We start from the raw sequence: 16,404 nt of genomic DNA on the forward strand, positions 1-16,404 counted from the left end.
GTTCTCAAACAGATCATTTCGATGGAATTGGGCAGACTCTTGAGAGGGGAGTTCATGGGTGGCGAACTTTGCCACATACAATAGATATAATTATCATTAGAGGGAGGTGATTAGATGAAAACTCTCGAAGTGAGAGATCTCAGTAGCAGAATCGGAAATTTCGATCTCGGCCCTATCGACCTCTCTGTGGAAAAAGGAGAGATTGTTGGTCTAATAGGACCTTCCGGCTGCGGCAAAACGCTATTGTTAAGGACTATTGCCGGACTCCAAGAGCCGCTCTCTGGAAGTGTAACAATTAATGAGGAAGATGTGACCTTTCTGGAACCGCATCTAAGGGGACTCGCATTTGTGTTTCAGGATAACGCCTTGTTTCCTCATATGGATACTCACGATAACATTGCATTTCCTCTCTCGGTGATGAAGGACAGGGAGGCCGATGCCAAGGTCAGTAAAAGGGCAGGAGAGCTTGATGGCCTGTCTGACTACCTTGACCGCTGGCCTAAGGAACTTCCGGCAGGAATGAAGAAGCTCACAGCATTTGCGAGAGAAACGGTGAAGAAATTCAATTTAATAATGCTGGATGAACCATTCGAGAGACTCGACAAGAAGATCAGAATAGAGATGAGATCGATGATCAAGAGAATGCTGATGGCGCTTGGGGAGTCCGTTCTCATAGTGCTGAACGACCCGGAAGATGCAATGGCCATAGCAGATAGAGTCTTTATTATGGATAGCGGAGTCGTATTGAGACAAGGTTCTCCGACTGAGATCTATGATGAACCGAATTCTCTCTTTGTCATGGAGCTCTTCTCTACTATGGGAATAAACAGAGTTGGTGGGAGAGCATTCAGACCTCAGGACGTCGAACTTGACGACCAGGGCGAGGAGTTCAATCCAGAGCATTGCGGACCCTACGATTCGAAGCGAATCATCTGCAACGGGAAGTTAGGAGGAGAAGACGTCACGTTAATGCTGCCAATTGAGTGCAGGGACATGGACTCGATCTTCATTAGAATCACCAGGTTTTTCGATCTGTAATCTACCGTCGCGTCTTTGCCTTTGTTAAGTGAGGTTTGAGCTAATTATCGGCAAAATGATGTATAATTAGTAATGGTGATGTGTAAAACGTTTTTATGAGAGGCCTTTCTCAACGAGAAAGGCTTTTCTATCGGTTCGAAACCAGCTCAATAAGCCTATCAGGATAGTCGGTAATGATTCCGTCAACGCCGAGATCTATCAATCTTTCCATCTCCTGGAGATCATTGACGGTCCACGGAATAATCTTCAAACCGGATTGATGAGCGCTCTCCACCCAGCCGTCGGTCATCAACGAGTAACTGGGTGAAATTACGCTGCAACCTATACTGGCCAGCATTCTTCCGATGTCGAATCCAAAGTTCCTCAATCTAAGCCCTGCAGTCCAGATTGACTTGTCCAGATTGGTTTTCGACACAAGAGCGGCAGTTTGAACTGAGGGTTCAAGTTCCTTCGAAATCTTGAGTGCCTCCCAGTTGAAGGACTGTATTGTCGCTAGCTCCTCAAAGCCTTCTCCCAAAAGTATTTCCAGGACTTTGTGAACATGTTCTTTCAGGTCGATTGTGTCTGAAGGCCTATCGGGAAAATGTTTGATCTCAATGTTTACCCTAACGGATTCTCCGTGTGAATCGTTATATTCATCGACCAGGGAAAGCACTTCTTTCAGTGATGGAACGCGCTGGCCGTCCAGCTGGGTCTGCTCGGGCCAGTCTTCCGGTTCGCTAAGCCTTCCAATGTCGAACTCTCTAAGCTCTTCGTAAGTGAGGTCCTTTATGAGTATTTTTTCTCGTATGAATTGCCCGTCTTTTCTTGTCCGCTGTGGATTGAGATAGGCTTCATGATTGATCACGACGACACCGTCCTTGGTGACTACCGTGTCAAGCTCTATGGTGTCAACACCCAGTTCTAGAGCGTGCGTGAAGGCGGCGATAGTATTCTCGGGCATGAGACCCCTGCAGCCGCGGTGCCCCTGCACATCAAACTCTGCCGTCGCTGAAAGTGCCGTTGAAATAGAAAGAAGAACGATAATTGCCGTGAATTTCAAGATAACTCTCATAATCACACTCCATTCAGTCTTTTTGAATTGCAGGTTGTATAATTTCCACTAGTTGCGCGGAGGTAGATAGCGTTGAATCTGAGTATTCTCTTCTTTGAAGCTCTAATTTATGCGAGCCTGGCGACTAAGAATCTGCTTAGTCAGTATTTCGATATCTCGGGTTTTTCCTCGACAGAAATCGGGATACTGATGGCGGTCCTACCGGTCGTCTCGCTAGTTTCCAGTCCTCTGTGGTTCAAAATCAGCTCTGGACTGGGTCAGAACAAAATCTATTATATCGTATCTCTCTCTTCAGCCGTATGCATCTGGCCGATCTTTGCAGCCAGTGATTTCCTGACGTCCCTGCTCTTCATGATCCTCTTCTCTCTTTTCTTTTCGGCAGTCGTTCCACTCGGTGATTCGATAATAATGACGAGTATCAAGAAGACCGGAGGCCGTTTTGATCGCGTGAGGCTTTTCGGCACGATAGGGTTTGCAGCTACATCTCTGTTGCTGAGCACTGTCGTCGGAATCAGTTTCTTCTGGTTATTTGCGGCCACATCCGTGGTTCTGGCCTTCTCACCGATATTTCTCAAGAAAAAGTCGGACGCATCGAGAACAGAAGCCACTGAAAGCTCTGCCGGTGCAGGTTCCCTTCTTCAGTTTTCTATGATGACTATCGGAATGTTCTTTGGTATTACGTTGAACTCCTTCCATAATTCCTTCATTGCGGTCTTCACAAGGCAGAACGGGATGGACCCTTCGGTCGTTGGAATTGTCTTCGCAATTACCGCTCTTTCTGAGATTCCCTTCCTGCTGGTCGCCGACAGGATAATCGAAAGAATTGGCAGTATGAAGATCCTGCTATTCGGTATGGCGGTAATTGGAGTCAGGATGATCCTCGTCTCCTTCGCGACGAACGTTTACGCGCTCTATTTGGTGGAGTCGTTGCACGGTTTAACGTATATTCTAATGTATTACTCGCTTTTTCACTTCATCCATTACGGGCTTTCTGGCAGGCAGCAAATTTTCGCTCAAAGTGTCTTCTGGATTGTAAGGTCGGGACTGACCTTCATCGTAGGATCAATAGGAGGGGGAATAATTATCGACGCATTCTCAGTCTTCTTTGCCTTCAGGTTCTTTGGATATGTCGGGCTCTTATCAGCAATCATTATGACGATCGTTTACTTATCGTTTCGAAGATCACGATCTAATTCTGGATGAAGCTTCTGGGTCCGGGTATTTTGGACTTTCTCTCAGAACAGCGATTCATTGCTTCTAATGACAGATGGAAGCAATCTCAAGATTGAATAACGGGTCAGTCTTTCGAAGGAATTCGTGAGTGATCCTATCTTTTCAAAGAACGAGAAAGAAGCGATATCCTGGGTCTGGCGAGCGATATCCGATTCTGTTGGCTTCTCAGGGAGCTTCTTGAGCGGGAGCACTCGGTGTTATAATTACTGCGGTATTCTGCCGTTTTCAATTTCTGAAAAGGGAGGGTTCTGTATGAAAAAGCTTCTTGTACTGGTTCTTCTGTGTTTGTCTGTCTTTGCTTTTGGAAAGACCACTATCAATTTCTGGCACGCTATGAGCGGTAGCAGGTTGGGTGCAGTCGATGCGATTATCGAAGGTTTCAATGCCGAAAATCCCGGCATTGAGGTAATTGCTCAGTTCACTGGCTCGTATGCCGAGACTCTTACCAAGGCTATAGCTTCATATCGAGCGGGAGATCAGCCTCACATCGTTCAGGTTTACGAGGTCGGTCTTCAGACCATGTTGGACAGTAACGCTATCAAACCGGTCTTTGAGCTTTCCGGTCCCGATTTTGATTGGGGAGACGTGATTGGCCCTATCCTCGATTATTACACAGTAGGCGACCAGCTCTATTCAATGCCTTTCAACTCTTCAAGCGCAATTCTCTATTACAACAAGGATATCTTCAGAGCAGCCGGACTCGATCCCAACAAGCCCCCTTCGACTTTTGATGAACTCTACGAAATGGGAAGAACAATCGTAGAATCGGGAGCCGCACAGGGCGGAATTTCCTTTGGTTGGCCGGCTTGGGTCTTTGAGCAGACACATTCGGTTCATGGCCAGTTCTACGCGAACAATGAAAACGGCAGAGTCGGCAAGGCAACGGAGGTTTATTTCAACGATGCTTTTGGTGTCAAGGTCCTTGCGGAATGGATAAAGTGGGCTCAGGCGAAAGTCTTCATGTACGGTGGCAGGGAGTACGATGCCAACCAGGCCTTCCTGACCAAGCAGGTTGCCATGTTGATTCAGTCGACATCGTCGGTAAGTTCTATCGAGTCGAAGGCCGATTTCGAAATGGGAACAACCTTCCTGCCGGTTATGCCAGGCTATCCAAAGGGAAACTCTGTCATTGGCGGAGCGACCCTGTGGGTAATGAAGGACCATACAGACGAAGAGTATGAGGCGATCTGGAAATTCTTCCAGTACCTTATGAAGACTGAAGTTACTGCCGAGTGGCATAAGTCGACGGGCTACTTCCCAGCAACCAATAGCGCAGTCAAGAAACTCATGGATGAAGGTTGGTTTGCCGAAAATCCAAATCACCTTACGGCCTTCCTGCAGATTCTTTCGGGAACGAGAATTCCCGAAGCACAGGGAGTAAGGCTAGGGAATTTCGTTGCAATAAGGGATATTGTCGACGGTGCTATCGAAAACGCAATTCAGTACACGGGAAGTGATTACGAGGGAGAGGCAAAGAGAATCCTCGATGACGCGGCAGAAAAAACGAACACTACTCTTGAAGAATACACATTGATCTACGGCAAGTAATTTTCTTCTGGATCCCCTGACAGAGATGTCAGGGGATCTTTAGTATTTTTCGGACGGTGATAAAGCATGCATAGTCGTTTTCCAAACAGGTTCTTACCCTACTTGCTACTTCTACCTTCGGTGGTCGTGGTCATCATCTTTTTGATTGTTCCAACTATTCAGTCGCTGTATTTGAGTTTCTTCAGGGTATCTCCTTTTGGTGACAGGCTGATATTCGTGGGCTGGTATAATTTCTCCAAGCTCTTCAAATCTTCAGATTACATTGACAGCCTCGTAATCACGCTTGTTTTTGCGGTTTTCGTCGTACTGATCGGTCTGACTCTGGGAATGTTGCTTTCAGTACTTCTCAATCAAAAGCTGAAGGGGCTGCAAGTATATCGAACTCTTTTCATCTGGACTTATGCGATTTCACCGGCCGTTGCGGGTACGATCTGGGCACTGATGTTCAGCCCTTCGAGCGGGCCGATCACGTTTTTGCTGAAGGCGATCTTCGGAGCAAACGTTAACTGGATGATGGATGGGAAAGTTGCCCTCGTTGCGGTAATCATTGCAGCTTCGTGGAAAATGCTCGGTTACAATATTATCTTTTTCCTGTCAGGACTCCAAACAATTCCTCAAGAATTGATGGAGGCTTCTGCAATAGATGGCGCATCGAGCCTTCGCAGATTCTTCAAGATCACTATTCCGTTGTTGTCGCCGACCACTTTCTTTCTGCTGATTATGAACACGCTGTACGCCTTTTTTCAGGTCTTCGGACTGATCGACATAATGACGAAGGGCGGCCCTGGCGACGCAACGCAAGTGCTGGTTTACAAGTTGTACAGAGACGGATTTATAAACCTCGATACCGGTTTCGCATCAGCGCAGTCAATAGTACTCTTCATTTTTGTTGCCATCTTGACGGTTGTGCAGTTCAGGTTTGCCGAGCAAAAGGTCTTCTATGGATGACGGTGGGGTGAGCTAGATGAAGCAGAGGAAATCATCGATCTTTCTGAGCTATCTCTTTCTGACAATAGCGCTCGTAGTAATAATGTTTCCGATTTACTACGCCTTCACCATGAGCACATTCGACGAAAAGGAAGCCTACTCATTCCCTCCCAAGTTCATTCCAAGCATCCACGCTGTCGATAACTTTGCAACGGCCTGGAAGACCGTGAATATGGGAAGATTGATCTTCAACAGCGCATTCATTTCAATTACCGTGGCACTTGCAAAGATATTTCTTTCGATGCTCGCTGCCTTTGCTTTCACCTATTTCGGCAATTTCAAAGGAAAGTACTTCTTTTTTGCAGTTATACTGATAACCCACATGCTGCCGCTTCCGATCAGAATCGTGCCGACTTATGAACTGATGAGAACATTCGGCTGGGTCAACACTTATCGAGCGCTTACAATTCCCTTTTTTGCCAGCGCAACAGGCACGCTTCTCTTCCGGCAACTGTTCATGACCGTTCCCTCTTCTCTTTCAGATGCGGCGAGGATCGACGGGGCGGGACCGATGAGGTTCTTGTTCAATGTTCTCATACCTCTTTCGAAGACTAATGTCGGAGCACTATTTCTGATTGAATTCACATATATGTGGAACGAGTACCTGTGGCCGATGATTGTTACCAACAGCAACAACATGAGGGTTGTTCAGATAGGAATAAAAATGCTTCTGGCCAGTGAGGCTCAGGCAGCGGAGTGGAACATTATTATGGCGGGAGCAATAATCGCTATGGTCCCTCCGTTGATTATGCTGTTATTGTTCCAGAAAACCTTTATGGAAGGATTCAGCCTGAAAGAAGAGAAGTAGATCTACACCGACCTTCTCCTATCTGTTCAGGGCATTTTCGATCGCCTTTAGAATTACCTTACTGCTGTAGGTCGCCCCGGAGATTACATCCACCTCGACAGACTGGTTTTCGATAACCGATGCTGTGATCGCTTCCGCGGGCTTTCCTCTGCCGTTATTGTGCTTGACGATCTCAATTGATTTGATTTCATGCCCAGATACTGCTACTCTTACAGTTGCACTCACTATTCCGGCCCCGAAGCTGCCCTCGTAATACCCGTCATCCAGCTCAGAGAGATTGAGCGGTGCAAATTCGAGTGTGTCCAGTTCTTTCAGTCCGGCTTCGAGTTTTGGAACGACAAATGCAAACATAATTATTAACAGGGCTGCTATGAGAATTCCAACCGTGACAAGTACTTTTATAAGGGTCCTTCCCTTCATTTTCTTTCCTCCTGAAATGTAGTCGTTACTGGATGTCTCCAAAAACAGATGAGCCGACTAATCCTCAAAGTCTTTGACAAATCTGTCAATATTACCCGGGATGATATGGGGCTGTGGCTTACCCTTTGAGGCGGCTTTCAACATCATTTTTGAAAGGAATCCCAGTCTCTCTAGATTAAACTCACCTCCAAAGAAACCTTTAGCTTTGCATTTGTCGAGAAATTCCTTCGGGAAGTTTTGGGACAAGTACTCGTTGAAGTTCTCTTCTCCAGCACCCATACAAAGGAACACACCCAGGCGCTTTGCCTTAAGCGTTTCGAGGTTTTTCTGTACGAACTCGGAAATCTCTTTCTGTACTTTTCCGATTCTGATGGAAGCTCCAACGATAACTGAATCATATCCAGATAGATCTGGCGAAGAGACCTTCTTGATGTTGACGACGGTACTTTCGCCGGAGAGCATTTCAGAGATTTTTGCCGAGCACTTTTCGGCTGTTCCACTTCTCGTTGCGTAGATGATTGCGGTTTTCATGCTGCACCTCCTTTTATCACCCATCACGATGATATAGCTTTTTCAGTTTACATTATATGAGATATTGGTGATTGTGGTTATGTAAATGAAAACTGTGTTCCGTATTCTCTTTGAGAAAGCATTTTTCAGGCGGCCGCTCTTGAAGAATTCTGGCATTGTGTTATAATTCTATGCGTTGAAATCCCGCTTTGCCACATAAGGCAAAGCCACAGTCCAAGGGAGGAGGAAGTTAATGAAGAGGATTTACGAAACGATGTTCATAGTCTCGCCAAAGCTAGATGAAGAAGAGCGTAATGCGATGGCTGAAAAGGTAAGAGACTACATTGTTGAACGAGTCGGAGGAACCATCGAAAAGTTCGACAGATGGGGTATTAGAAAGCTCGCTTACAGAGTTGCAAAGGGCTTCAGTGAAGGTGACTACACGGTAGTTCAGTTCAGGGCCGAACCCGAAACTCTAGACATTCTTGAGAGATTCTTCGGTATTACACCCGATGTTTTCAGGTGGCAGACCTTCAGGAGAGAGGATCTTGAGAAGGCGGAAAAGAAGGCCTCGCTGAAACCGGCTGAAACAGTTGAAGAACCGGAGACTGTTGAGGTAGTGGAGAGTGTTGAAGCAGCGGCCGAGACCGTTGTAGAAGATAGCTCTGATGAAGCGGCCGGTGTGGAAACCGAGACGGTTGAAGAAGTAAAGCAGACGGAGGAGTAAAAAATGTCTATTAGCTACAATCATGTTGTCCTGATAGGTAGGCTTACTCGCGATCCTGAGATCAAGTTTGCCGCAAGCGGTACCCAGATAACCACATTCACTCTTGCGGTAGATAGGAATATTCCATCGTCTAACAATGACAACACTGATTTCATTAGGATTGTAACTTTTGGCAAGACGGCTGAGTTTGTTGGAAACTACATAACCAAAGGCAGACTGATACTTGTTGAGGGTTCTTTGAGAATCAACAAGTGGAAGACCCAGGATGGGGAACCAAGATCGAACGCGGAAGTCGCGGCTTCCAATATTCGGTTCATGGAAACCAAAGCCCAGGCCCAACAGTCTTCCGGAGGTTTTGACAGACCGTCGCAGGATACCGGTGTGATTGAAGCCACTGGAAACGATGACATTACTTTCTTTGGAAGTGAGACAGAAGACTCCGGGAGCGACGATATCCCATTTTAATGTAGGAGGAAGATTATGGTAAGAGATAACAGAAGAAGAGGAAGAAGCAGAAGAAAGTGCAGACTCTGCGGTACAAAGACGACATACATTGATTATAAGAATATCTCTTTGCTCCGTGATTATGTGACAGAGAAGGGCAAGATAATTCCAAAGCGTATTACCGGAAACTGCGCCAAACACCAGAGGATGGTGAAGGAAGCGATTCAGAGGGCGAGATTCATGGCGCTGCTTCCTTACACTAAAGAGTAATAATCAATTCGGGAGGCGAAGAGCCTCCCTTTTTTTAAAGGAGGTTTTCTATGAAGGTGATTCTTCTCAAAGACTTAAGTAACGTTGGAAAAGCCGGTGAAGTGAAGAATGTGTCGGACGGTTACGGTAGAAACTTCCTGATTCCTAAGGGTTTTGCGGTTGAAGCCAATGCCAAAGAGATGGCGAAACTTAAGCAGACGCAGAAACAGAAGGAAGAAAAGGAAGAAAGGATAAGGAAGGCGAGCGAGGAGCTGCTTCATGAGCTTCAAAAGCATCACTTCACAATAAAAGCAAAATCAGGCGTGAGCGGCAAGCTATTTGGAGCCGTGACCTCGGGAGATATTTCCAACCATATAAGGTCCGTAATAGGCGTTGATATCGATAAGAGAGAAATTGATCTAGAGGATCACATCAAACAGACTGGTGAATACAAAGTGGATGTCAAGCTTCCAGGCAATGTAAAGGGAAAGATCGCTTTGAAAGTCGAAGGCCTGGAGGAAGAATAATTTGGAGTTTCAGATATTCTCGAAGGCGCTCTATTCTACATGGATTCTATATAGACCCGAAAGGGTCCTCTTCGATGTGGGAGAGGGTATATCGACTGTTCTTGGAAACAGCGTATATGCTATAAAAGACATCTTTCTTACTCACGGGCACGTCGATCATATTTCGGGCCTTTGGGGTCTTATCAATACAAGAAACACGGCTATGGGAGACCGCAATAAGCAGTTGAGGATTAATTTCCCTTCGGGCAATCGAGCCATAGAAGCTTATTTGGATTTCATTATTGGAATGAATCCCAGGCTTAGATACAACATGATACTGAACCCGCTGAACGTTGGGGATGAAGTATATCTAAGAACGGCGGGCAGTTTCAGAAGGCACGTCACCCCCTTCAAAGTGAAGCACACGATTGGCGAAATCAGTTATGGTTATCACGTCTATGAAGAAAGAAGGAAGTTGAAAGATATCTACGGCGGTCTTCCTTCAAAAGAAATCGCCAGTGTCGTAAAAGAGAAAGGCAGAGAAGCTATTACTGATACCTATCTTCAAAAAATCGTGACTATTAGTGGCGACACATTCGCTCTCCCGCCGGAAGTCATTAGTAACTCAGAGACTCTCCTTCATGAGTGCACATTTCTCGTCGGAAAAGACAGAAGAAATCAGAACCATTCCAGTATAGACGAAGTCATCTGTACAGTGAGGCAGAGCAGCGGGATTAAGAGACTGATATTGTATCATATATCGGGGCGATACACCTCGAAGATAAAAAAATGGCATAATATTATCAAGAAGGAGTTGGAAGGTACCGGAACTGAGGTTTTTCTTGTTCACCCGGAACATGTTTTCGAATTGTAAGGCTGTTCTGTGTACTCCGGGAGGAGGTAAAGAATGGGTTACATAGGCTGGATGATTTTTGGTGTTGTCTTACTCGTGGCAGAGATACTTACTCCTACGTTCTTCTTTCTGTGGTTTTCGATCGGTTCCTTTCTCGCAGGTCTTGCGGCAATGTTTTCTTTTAGCCTTGGCTGGCAGGTACTTGTATTTGCATTAAGCAGCACTTTGCTTGTTCTTCTCACAAGACCAATTGCCAGGAAACTTTCCAAAGGCGATTCGCCAAAAAAGATGTACATAGACGGTCTCGTAGGCTCAAGAGGACGCGTAACTGTGGAGATAAATCCTCAGCTGGAAAAGGGATTGGTCAGGATAGAAGGAGAGGACTGGAGAGCGGCCTCGTTAAATGGCGAAACAATACCGGTTGACTCTTTGGTCAGGGTGACGAGACTTGAAGGCACTCTGATCTACGTCGAGAGAATAGCCGACGAAAGTAAATAACGATAGAAAGGGGGATTAACAATGGTTTTTTGGTTGATACTTGCAGCAGTAATCTTCATCATTGCAGCTTCAGGAATAAAGATCATTCGTCCTTTCGAAAAGGGACTTGTCGAGAGACTTGGAAAGTACAGAAGAGATGCTAATCCGGGTCTTCAGTTCATTATTCCCTTTATCGAAAGAATGGTAAAGGTAGATCTGAGAGAGACCGTAATAGATGTTCCTCCTCAGGAGGTTATAACCAAGGACAATGTCGTGGTAACTGTCGACGCGATTATCTACTATCAGATAACCGACGCATTTAGAGTTGTGTATAACGTCTCGAACTTCGAGATTGCCGCAATCAAACTGGCTCAGACAAACCTCAGGAACGTAATCGGAGAAATGGAACTTGACCAGACGCTTACTTCCAGAGAAAGGATCAACGTTACTCTGAGAGAGGTCCTGGACGAAGCTACGGACAAATGGGGCGTCAAGGTTACCAGGGTCGAGATCAAGAAGATCGATCCGCCTCAAGATATTATGGATGCCATGTCCAAGCAGATGAAAGCCGAAAGAACCAAGAGAGCAGTCATTCTTGAAGCAGAGGGTTACAAACAGTCAGAGATAACCAAGGCCGAAGGTGACAAGATGTCGGCGATTCTTCAGGCCGAAGGCCAGAGTGAATCGATAAAGAGAGTGGCGGAAGCCAACAAGTTCAAACTGATAGCTGAGGCCGAGGGTCAGGCAAATGCAACGATCAATGTCTTCAAGGCAATTCATGAGGGAGATCCCACAAAGGACGTAATTGCCATCAGGTATCTTGACGCCTTGAAGCAGATTGCCGACGGCAAAGCAAACAAGGTCTTCTTACCATTCGAGAGCAGTGCAATGCTTAGCTCATTAGGTTCTATGGCGGAAATCTTCAAGGATGGGAAAGATAGTTCAAGTGTTAATGAGAAGGAAAGCAAGAAGTGATCTGATTGCTGATTAGTGAGACTCTTCACGTCCTTTTCAGCGTCATAATTATTACTCTGTTGGCCACCGTCTTGTCGGTGGCCTCGGTTTTTGCATTTCAGCGTCAAATAAGGAAACCGACCTTCTTTCTGCTGTTCATGAATGTTGCCTTCGCCAGTGGTGTAATATTCTTGGCCAATATTGTCTTTGCGCGCAACGACAGACTCCTGAACGTTGCCATCTTCTTCATTGCGTATCTTTACGTGTATGGATCACTGGGAAAACATACTTCCAGATATGATGACACTTTCAGGATGCTTTTTCTCTCCATGGGATATACTCGGCAGGAATTCTTCAAGAACTATCTCCTATTGCAGGGGAAATGGAAGTTGGTCGACTGCGTCTTTACATTTTCAGCTATCGCTACCGCTATAAAACTCATGTCTGTTCATTTCAAGTACTTCTATCCAGGTGAATGGTTGAAGATTATGCTGCTTTTTATGGTCATCTGCATGGTTGTGGGAATCAGCAGATGGTTCGGAGACAATTCTGTAAACAAGTTGTCAAAGGAAGAGTAATATACAGGTGTTATGATACCCCTATAGGGTATACAATTATTGAGTCCTAAGGAGGGATAGTCATGGCGAAGCTATTGCCAGATAACATAACCAAGCAAGTGAAGGAGATTTTCAGCAACATGGAAGGTTCTGTGAAAGCCCTGCTCTTCAAGAGTGAGAAAAACTGCGATTACTGCTCGACTGCCGAGCAGATGCTACAGGAGCTCTCGGAACTCGAAGCAAAGATCAGCTATGAGGTTCATGAGTTGGATTCTGAAATGGCAGAGAAATACAGTGTTGAATTGGCTCCCAGCATAATTCTTCTCACTCCCGACGGAGACGACAAGGGCGTAAGGTTCTTGGGCATACCTGCGGGTCACGAATTTGGCTCGCTTTTGCAGAATATCGTCTCGTTTTCCAAGGGAGCCATTCCCGAGTTGTCTGAAGAGTCCATAAAAAAGATTGAAACGATTAGCTCTCCAGTAGATATAAAGGTCTTTGTAACCACCACATGCCCTTACTGCCCGAAAGCAGTTCTTACGGCGCATAATATCGCGATGGTCAATGAGAATGTGACGGCCTACATGGTCGAGGCAAACGAGTTCCAGGAACTATCAAAGAAGTACGGTGTCTCATCCGTTCCGCAGATCGTTATCAACGATAAGGTGACGTTTGTCGGAGCTTATCCCGAAGGGCAGTTTGTTGATCAAGTAATGAAGGCCGTTTAAGGAGGCGTAAAATGTCGTTCTTCGAACTCGGAAGCGCGAAGAAAGCCGATTTGAAAGAGTATTACGATGTCACGATTATTGGAGGCGGTCCGGGGGGAATTACTGCAGGAATATACGCCGTCCAGGCCGGTCTGAAACCAATAATTGTAGAGAAAGCGCTCGACGGCGGTCAAATGAACAACACACAGACTGTAGAGAACTGGACCGGGTTCACAACCATCAGCGGAATGGAACTGAGCGAAAAGATGGCCGACCATGCGAGAGCCTTCGATGTTCCCTTCGTATATGCGGAGGTTGTAGATATCGAAACCAATGGACTCGAGAAGGCAGTGGTCCTTGACAACGGAAAGAGAATAAAGTCCAGGGTAATAATAGTGGCTACAGGATCAAATCCCAGAAAGCTCGGCGTGAAAGGCGAAGAGGAGTTCAAGGGCAGAGGGATCAGCTACTGTGCGACTTGTGACGGTCACTTTTTCTCCGACAAGCACATTGCGGTCATTGGCGGCGGAAACAGCGCTCTTGACGAATCACTCTACTTGAGCAAAATGGTGAGCAAAATAACCGTGATTCAAAATCTCCCGAAGCTAACGGCCGACAGACTTCTGCAGACGAAACTGAACGATACTGGGAAGGTCGAGTACATATACAGTTCTGTTGTGGATTCGGTTGAAGGTGATTCACAAGTCAGAAAGGTAAACATCAAGGATGTCAACAGCAGTGAGACAACTTCGTTGGGGGTCGATGGAATCTTCGTGTTCATAGGTTTGATTCCAAACACCCAGTTCCTCAAGGGAAAGCTCGAAATGAATGAGTTTGGATACATAAAGGCCGATGATTTTATGGAGACAAGAACGAAAGGCGTCTATGCAATAGGAGATGTAAGAGAGAAGGAAGTTCGGCAGATCGTTACCGCGGCCGCCGATGGAGCAATAGCGATTTATCACGCGGCAAGAAACTATTTCAATGACTGAATAGACTTAGATTCCATTGTATAAAAGAAAAGAGCGCCTGGCGCTCTTTTCTTTATTTTATCTTCGCTTCGGGAACCGATACTATCTCTATTGTTCCCTTTTCCATGTCAATCTCTACCCAGCGGCCCACCGGAAGAACGACTTTAGGAAAGTCACCATGATAACTTGGTAAGCCAATCCAGACGGGTATTTCCTTATCGAGAAAATAGTCGTGAATCATTCTCTTGATATCATCCAGGTCGCCGTTCTTTATCTCCGTGAATCCCGCAAAAACGACCCCCCTAAGAGATGAGAAGTCATCGAGATGTGCAATATTCCAGATCATCCTTTCAAGAGACTCTTTTGTCTCACTCACATCTTCAAGCACGAGGATCGCGTCCTTAAGAGAACCGAGATACTCTGTTCCCTGAAGCGCCTGGAACAATGAAAGATTGGCTGGAATTAATCTGCCGATCATCTTTCCTTCGATTACCGGGATAGACTGATAGTTGAAGCGAATCGTACTTTCACCGTTGAAGATAGCGGCGATGTTCTGGACGGACCTGGTATCCGATCCAAGCTCAACGGCAACCATTGGACCGTGAAATGTCGTTTGACCGGTCTTGAAATAGATGGAGAGGAGCAAGGCCGTGATATCGCTGTAACCTACCAGAGGCTTTGGATTAGAAGCAATTACCTCCCAATCGAGCCAATCGAGGAGGTTGTACGAACCATATCCTCCTCTCGCCGCAATAATTGCATCGTACTCCGGATTCGCAAAAGCGTCGTTCAGCTCATTTGCCTTTTCTCTAGAAGAAAGAGAGACTTCGCAGCTTCTGCCTACTATGACTCTGTATCCCACATTTCTCAAGGCGCTTACGCCGGCCTCGAGCTTCGATCTTTCGGGAAAGCTTGCCGGTGCTGTAACGAAAATCGTTCTTATCTCTTTAGAAATCAATACGGACGAAGTCAAAAACATGCCAACACACAACATAAGTATCAACCATACCCTTCTCATGAGTTCCTCCAACTTGGTTTACTAAGTATAGTTTGCCATTCATGAGGGCTAAAATCAATACGCAACAGGCAATTCCCGAAAAAAACATGCCGTTAACAATTGAGATCTAAATAAGACTAGAAAAACCATTGTCGAGAAGTTCGCTGAGAACACGAGAAAGCGAGAAAAGCCAGTCTGCTGACGCAGGCCAGTCAGGCTTCGCCTGGCCAGTCTCGCCTACGGCGAGGCCAGTTCCGACTTCGTCGGGCAAACAAAGACCATTGAGAAAAAGCATTGCGGAGAGGTTCGCTGCGCTCACGAGAGAAGAGAGAGAGAGAAGAAACCAGTAAGATTGGCGATGAAACTTACCCCGTCACATGCATATCTTTGATCTCACTTTGACTAACCAAGAAAAGACCCTTCCTCTGGAATTTTTTCCTCATTGACGTCTGCTCTTCTCGGAGAACGGTGGACCGCCGACGGACAACGTTGTCTTCACAGCGATCAGCAGGTTTTCTCTAGGGTTGAGCGGATCTTTTTGTGTGAATAGACGGGGACCTCAGGCGCTCGTCCGTCCCCAATTCCGTTCCCTTATCAGTGCTCTTTCGGGCGAACAGCCGTTCGCCCCTACAAACAGCCGACAAATTCTTCTGAACTTGATTCAGCATCCTGTTCTTCAAAACCCGATTCTCATAACCCGCTTTTATCAACCCGATCTTGCTAACCCGAATTTCATAACCCGGGTCTAGTAACCCGATCCTCGTAACCCGCTCCTAGACTCTGCTCTTTCCCCGCGAAGCGGGCATTGCGTCCTGGCATGTTCTTCGCCAGTCTTGCGTCCACTGATGCTCCTCAGTGCATTGCGACCGCCGATGCTTCTCGACGCATTGCGGCTTCTCCTATGGTCCCTTTTTTCGAGTAAAAGGCAGAGATTCCAACCAAGACCTCTTTCGGGCGAACAGCCGTTCGCCCCTACAAAAGATCGCATAATCGTCTGATATTGTAATCCCGTAGCTTTTCGAATAGTGGGCTGACGAGCTCCTGACGTCTGTCTACGTCTATTCACAATAGGAACCAGTCAGGCTTTGCCTGGCCAGTCTCGCCTTCGGCGAGGCCAGTTCCGACTTCGTCGGGCCTAAGAATCTCACACAGATTAGAGGACTGTCAGATAACGAAAACAAGAAGAGACTGTCATCCCGTGATGCTTTTGCACGGGATCTCATTCTAAGAACCGCTGAACGCTCAAGAACGAAAACCCGCTGACCTGACAGGCTTCCTGCGAAACAGCATCACTTCCTCGCGCAGCGAGCCTCACTTCCCCGGATGTTACTCCGGGCATCACTTCCTGGGATGTTCTTCCCAGC

The 16,404-nt window shown here is 46.4% G+C and carries 20 protein-coding genes; 15 read left to right on the forward strand and 5 right to left on the reverse strand.

Annotated elements, in window-relative coordinates; translation table 11 throughout:
• Nucleotides 1-114: 114 nt before the first annotated feature.
• Complete coding sequence (locus Y697_RS04350; RefSeq protein WP_121550466.1) at nt 115-1,038, forward strand: ABC transporter ATP-binding protein; 924 nt, start codon at nt 115-117, stop codon at nt 1,036-1,038.
• Between the two features lie 127 nt (nt 1,039-1,165).
• Here Y697_RS04350 and Y697_RS04355 read toward each other — a convergent pair whose 3' ends face one another.
• The gene (locus Y697_RS04355; protein ID WP_121550467.1) at nt 1,166-2,092 is read right to left on the reverse strand and encodes a glycerophosphodiester phosphodiesterase family protein; all 927 of its coding nucleotides are present in this window, start codon (nt 2,090-2,092) and stop codon (nt 1,166-1,168) included.
• A gap of 72 nt (nt 2,093-2,164) precedes the next feature.
• On the opposite strand from Y697_RS04355, the gene Y697_RS04360 reads away from it, so the two are divergent.
• The 4 genes from Y697_RS04360 (at nt 2,165) to Y697_RS04375 (ending at nt 6,668) form a co-directional block, all read left to right on the forward strand.
• Entirely contained in the window at nt 2,165-3,295 is a 1,131-nt protein-coding gene (locus Y697_RS04360) for an MFS transporter (protein ID WP_121550468.1), read from the forward strand.
• 282 nt (nt 3,296-3,577) lie between these two features.
• Nucleotides 3,578-4,873: an ABC transporter substrate-binding protein gene (locus Y697_RS04365; protein ID WP_121550590.1), complete on the forward strand. Its 1,296-nt coding sequence runs from the start codon at nt 3,578-3,580 to the stop codon at nt 4,871-4,873.
• A gap of 141 nt (nt 4,874-5,014) precedes the next feature.
• Nucleotides 5,015-5,821, forward strand: coding sequence for a carbohydrate ABC transporter permease (locus Y697_RS04370; protein ID WP_259462306.1), 807 nt, complete (start codon nt 5,015-5,017; stop codon nt 5,819-5,821).
• Between the two features lie 16 nt (nt 5,822-5,837).
• Nucleotides 5,838-6,668: a carbohydrate ABC transporter permease gene (locus Y697_RS04375; protein WP_014730674.1), complete on the forward strand. Its 831-nt coding sequence runs from the start codon at nt 5,838-5,840 to the stop codon at nt 6,666-6,668.
• An 18-nt stretch (nt 6,669-6,686) separates the two neighbouring features.
• On the opposite strand, the gene Y697_RS04380 is transcribed toward Y697_RS04375, so the two are convergent.
• On the reverse strand, nt 6,687-7,088 hold the full coding sequence (locus Y697_RS04380) for an FMN-binding protein (RefSeq protein ID WP_014730675.1): 402 nt from the start codon (nt 7,086-7,088) through the stop codon (nt 6,687-6,689).
• 57 nt (nt 7,089-7,145) lie between these two features.
• Nucleotides 7,146-7,619, reverse strand: a complete 474-nt coding sequence (locus Y697_RS04385) for a flavodoxin domain-containing protein (protein ID WP_121550469.1) — start codon at nt 7,617-7,619, stop codon at nt 7,146-7,148.
• A gap of 232 nt (nt 7,620-7,851) precedes the next feature.
• Between Y697_RS04385 and rpsF the strand changes: the two genes are divergently transcribed.
• The 10 genes from rpsF (at nt 7,852) to trxB (ending at nt 14,064) form a co-directional block, all read left to right on the forward strand.
• A complete protein-coding gene (rpsF, locus tag Y697_RS04390; protein ID WP_121550470.1) occupies nt 7,852-8,325 on the forward strand; it encodes a 30S ribosomal protein S6 in 474 nt (157 codons plus the stop codon).
• Between the two features lie 3 nt (nt 8,326-8,328).
• On the forward strand, nt 8,329-8,790 hold the full coding sequence (locus tag Y697_RS04395) for a single-stranded DNA-binding protein (protein WP_014730678.1): 462 nt from the start codon (nt 8,329-8,331) through the stop codon (nt 8,788-8,790).
• Between the two features lie 15 nt (nt 8,791-8,805).
• Nucleotides 8,806-9,039 (forward strand): 30S ribosomal protein S18, encoded by a 234-nt coding sequence (gene rpsR, locus Y697_RS04400; RefSeq protein ID WP_014730679.1) that lies wholly within the window; start codon nt 8,806-8,808, stop codon nt 9,037-9,039.
• A gap of 50 nt (nt 9,040-9,089) precedes the next feature.
• Nucleotides 9,090-9,545: a 50S ribosomal protein L9 gene (rplI, locus tag Y697_RS04405; protein ID WP_014730680.1), complete on the forward strand. Its 456-nt coding sequence runs from the start codon at nt 9,090-9,092 to the stop codon at nt 9,543-9,545.
• Between the two features lies 1 nt (nt 9,546).
• Nucleotides 9,547-10,398, forward strand: coding sequence for an MBL fold metallo-hydrolase (locus Y697_RS04410; RefSeq protein ID WP_014730681.1), 852 nt, complete (start codon nt 9,547-9,549; stop codon nt 10,396-10,398).
• 33 nt (nt 10,399-10,431) lie between these two features.
• Nucleotides 10,432-10,875, forward strand: a complete 444-nt coding sequence (locus Y697_RS04415; protein WP_121550471.1) for an NfeD family protein — start codon at nt 10,432-10,434, stop codon at nt 10,873-10,875.
• Nucleotides 10,876-10,896: 21 nt separating this feature from the next.
• Nucleotides 10,897-11,829: an SPFH domain-containing protein gene (locus Y697_RS04420; RefSeq protein ID WP_014730683.1), complete on the forward strand. Its 933-nt coding sequence runs from the start codon at nt 10,897-10,899 to the stop codon at nt 11,827-11,829.
• 59 nt (nt 11,830-11,888) lie between these two features.
• Nucleotides 11,889-12,386 (forward strand): hypothetical protein, encoded by a 498-nt coding sequence (locus tag Y697_RS04425; RefSeq protein ID WP_259462307.1) that lies wholly within the window; start codon nt 11,889-11,891, stop codon nt 12,384-12,386.
• Nucleotides 12,387-12,448: 62 nt separating this feature from the next.
• Entirely contained in the window at nt 12,449-13,093 is a 645-nt protein-coding gene (pdo, locus tag Y697_RS04430; RefSeq protein WP_121550473.1) for a protein disulfide oxidoreductase, read from the forward strand.
• A gap of 11 nt (nt 13,094-13,104) precedes the next feature.
• On the forward strand, nt 13,105-14,064 hold the full coding sequence (trxB, locus tag Y697_RS04435; RefSeq protein WP_121550474.1) for a thioredoxin-disulfide reductase: 960 nt from the start codon (nt 13,105-13,107) through the stop codon (nt 14,062-14,064).
• Nucleotides 14,065-14,116: 52 nt separating this feature from the next.
• Here the strand turns inward: trxB and Y697_RS04440 are convergent, their stop codons facing one another.
• Together Y697_RS04440 and Y697_RS14575 are read right to left on the reverse strand one after the other, a co-directional pair.
• A complete protein-coding gene (locus Y697_RS04440; RefSeq protein WP_121550475.1) occupies nt 14,117-15,061 on the reverse strand; it encodes an LD-carboxypeptidase in 945 nt (314 codons plus the stop codon).
• A gap of 106 nt (nt 15,062-15,167) precedes the next feature.
• On the reverse strand, nt 15,168-15,359 hold the full coding sequence (locus Y697_RS14575; protein WP_183083707.1) for a hypothetical protein: 192 nt from the start codon (nt 15,357-15,359) through the stop codon (nt 15,168-15,170).
• Nucleotides 15,360-16,404: the final 1,045 nt, after the last annotated feature.

It is taken from the genome of Mesotoga sp. BH458_6_3_2_1 (assembly GCF_003664995.1).
Lineage (GTDB): Bacteria > Thermotogota > Thermotogae > Petrotogales > Kosmotogaceae > Mesotoga.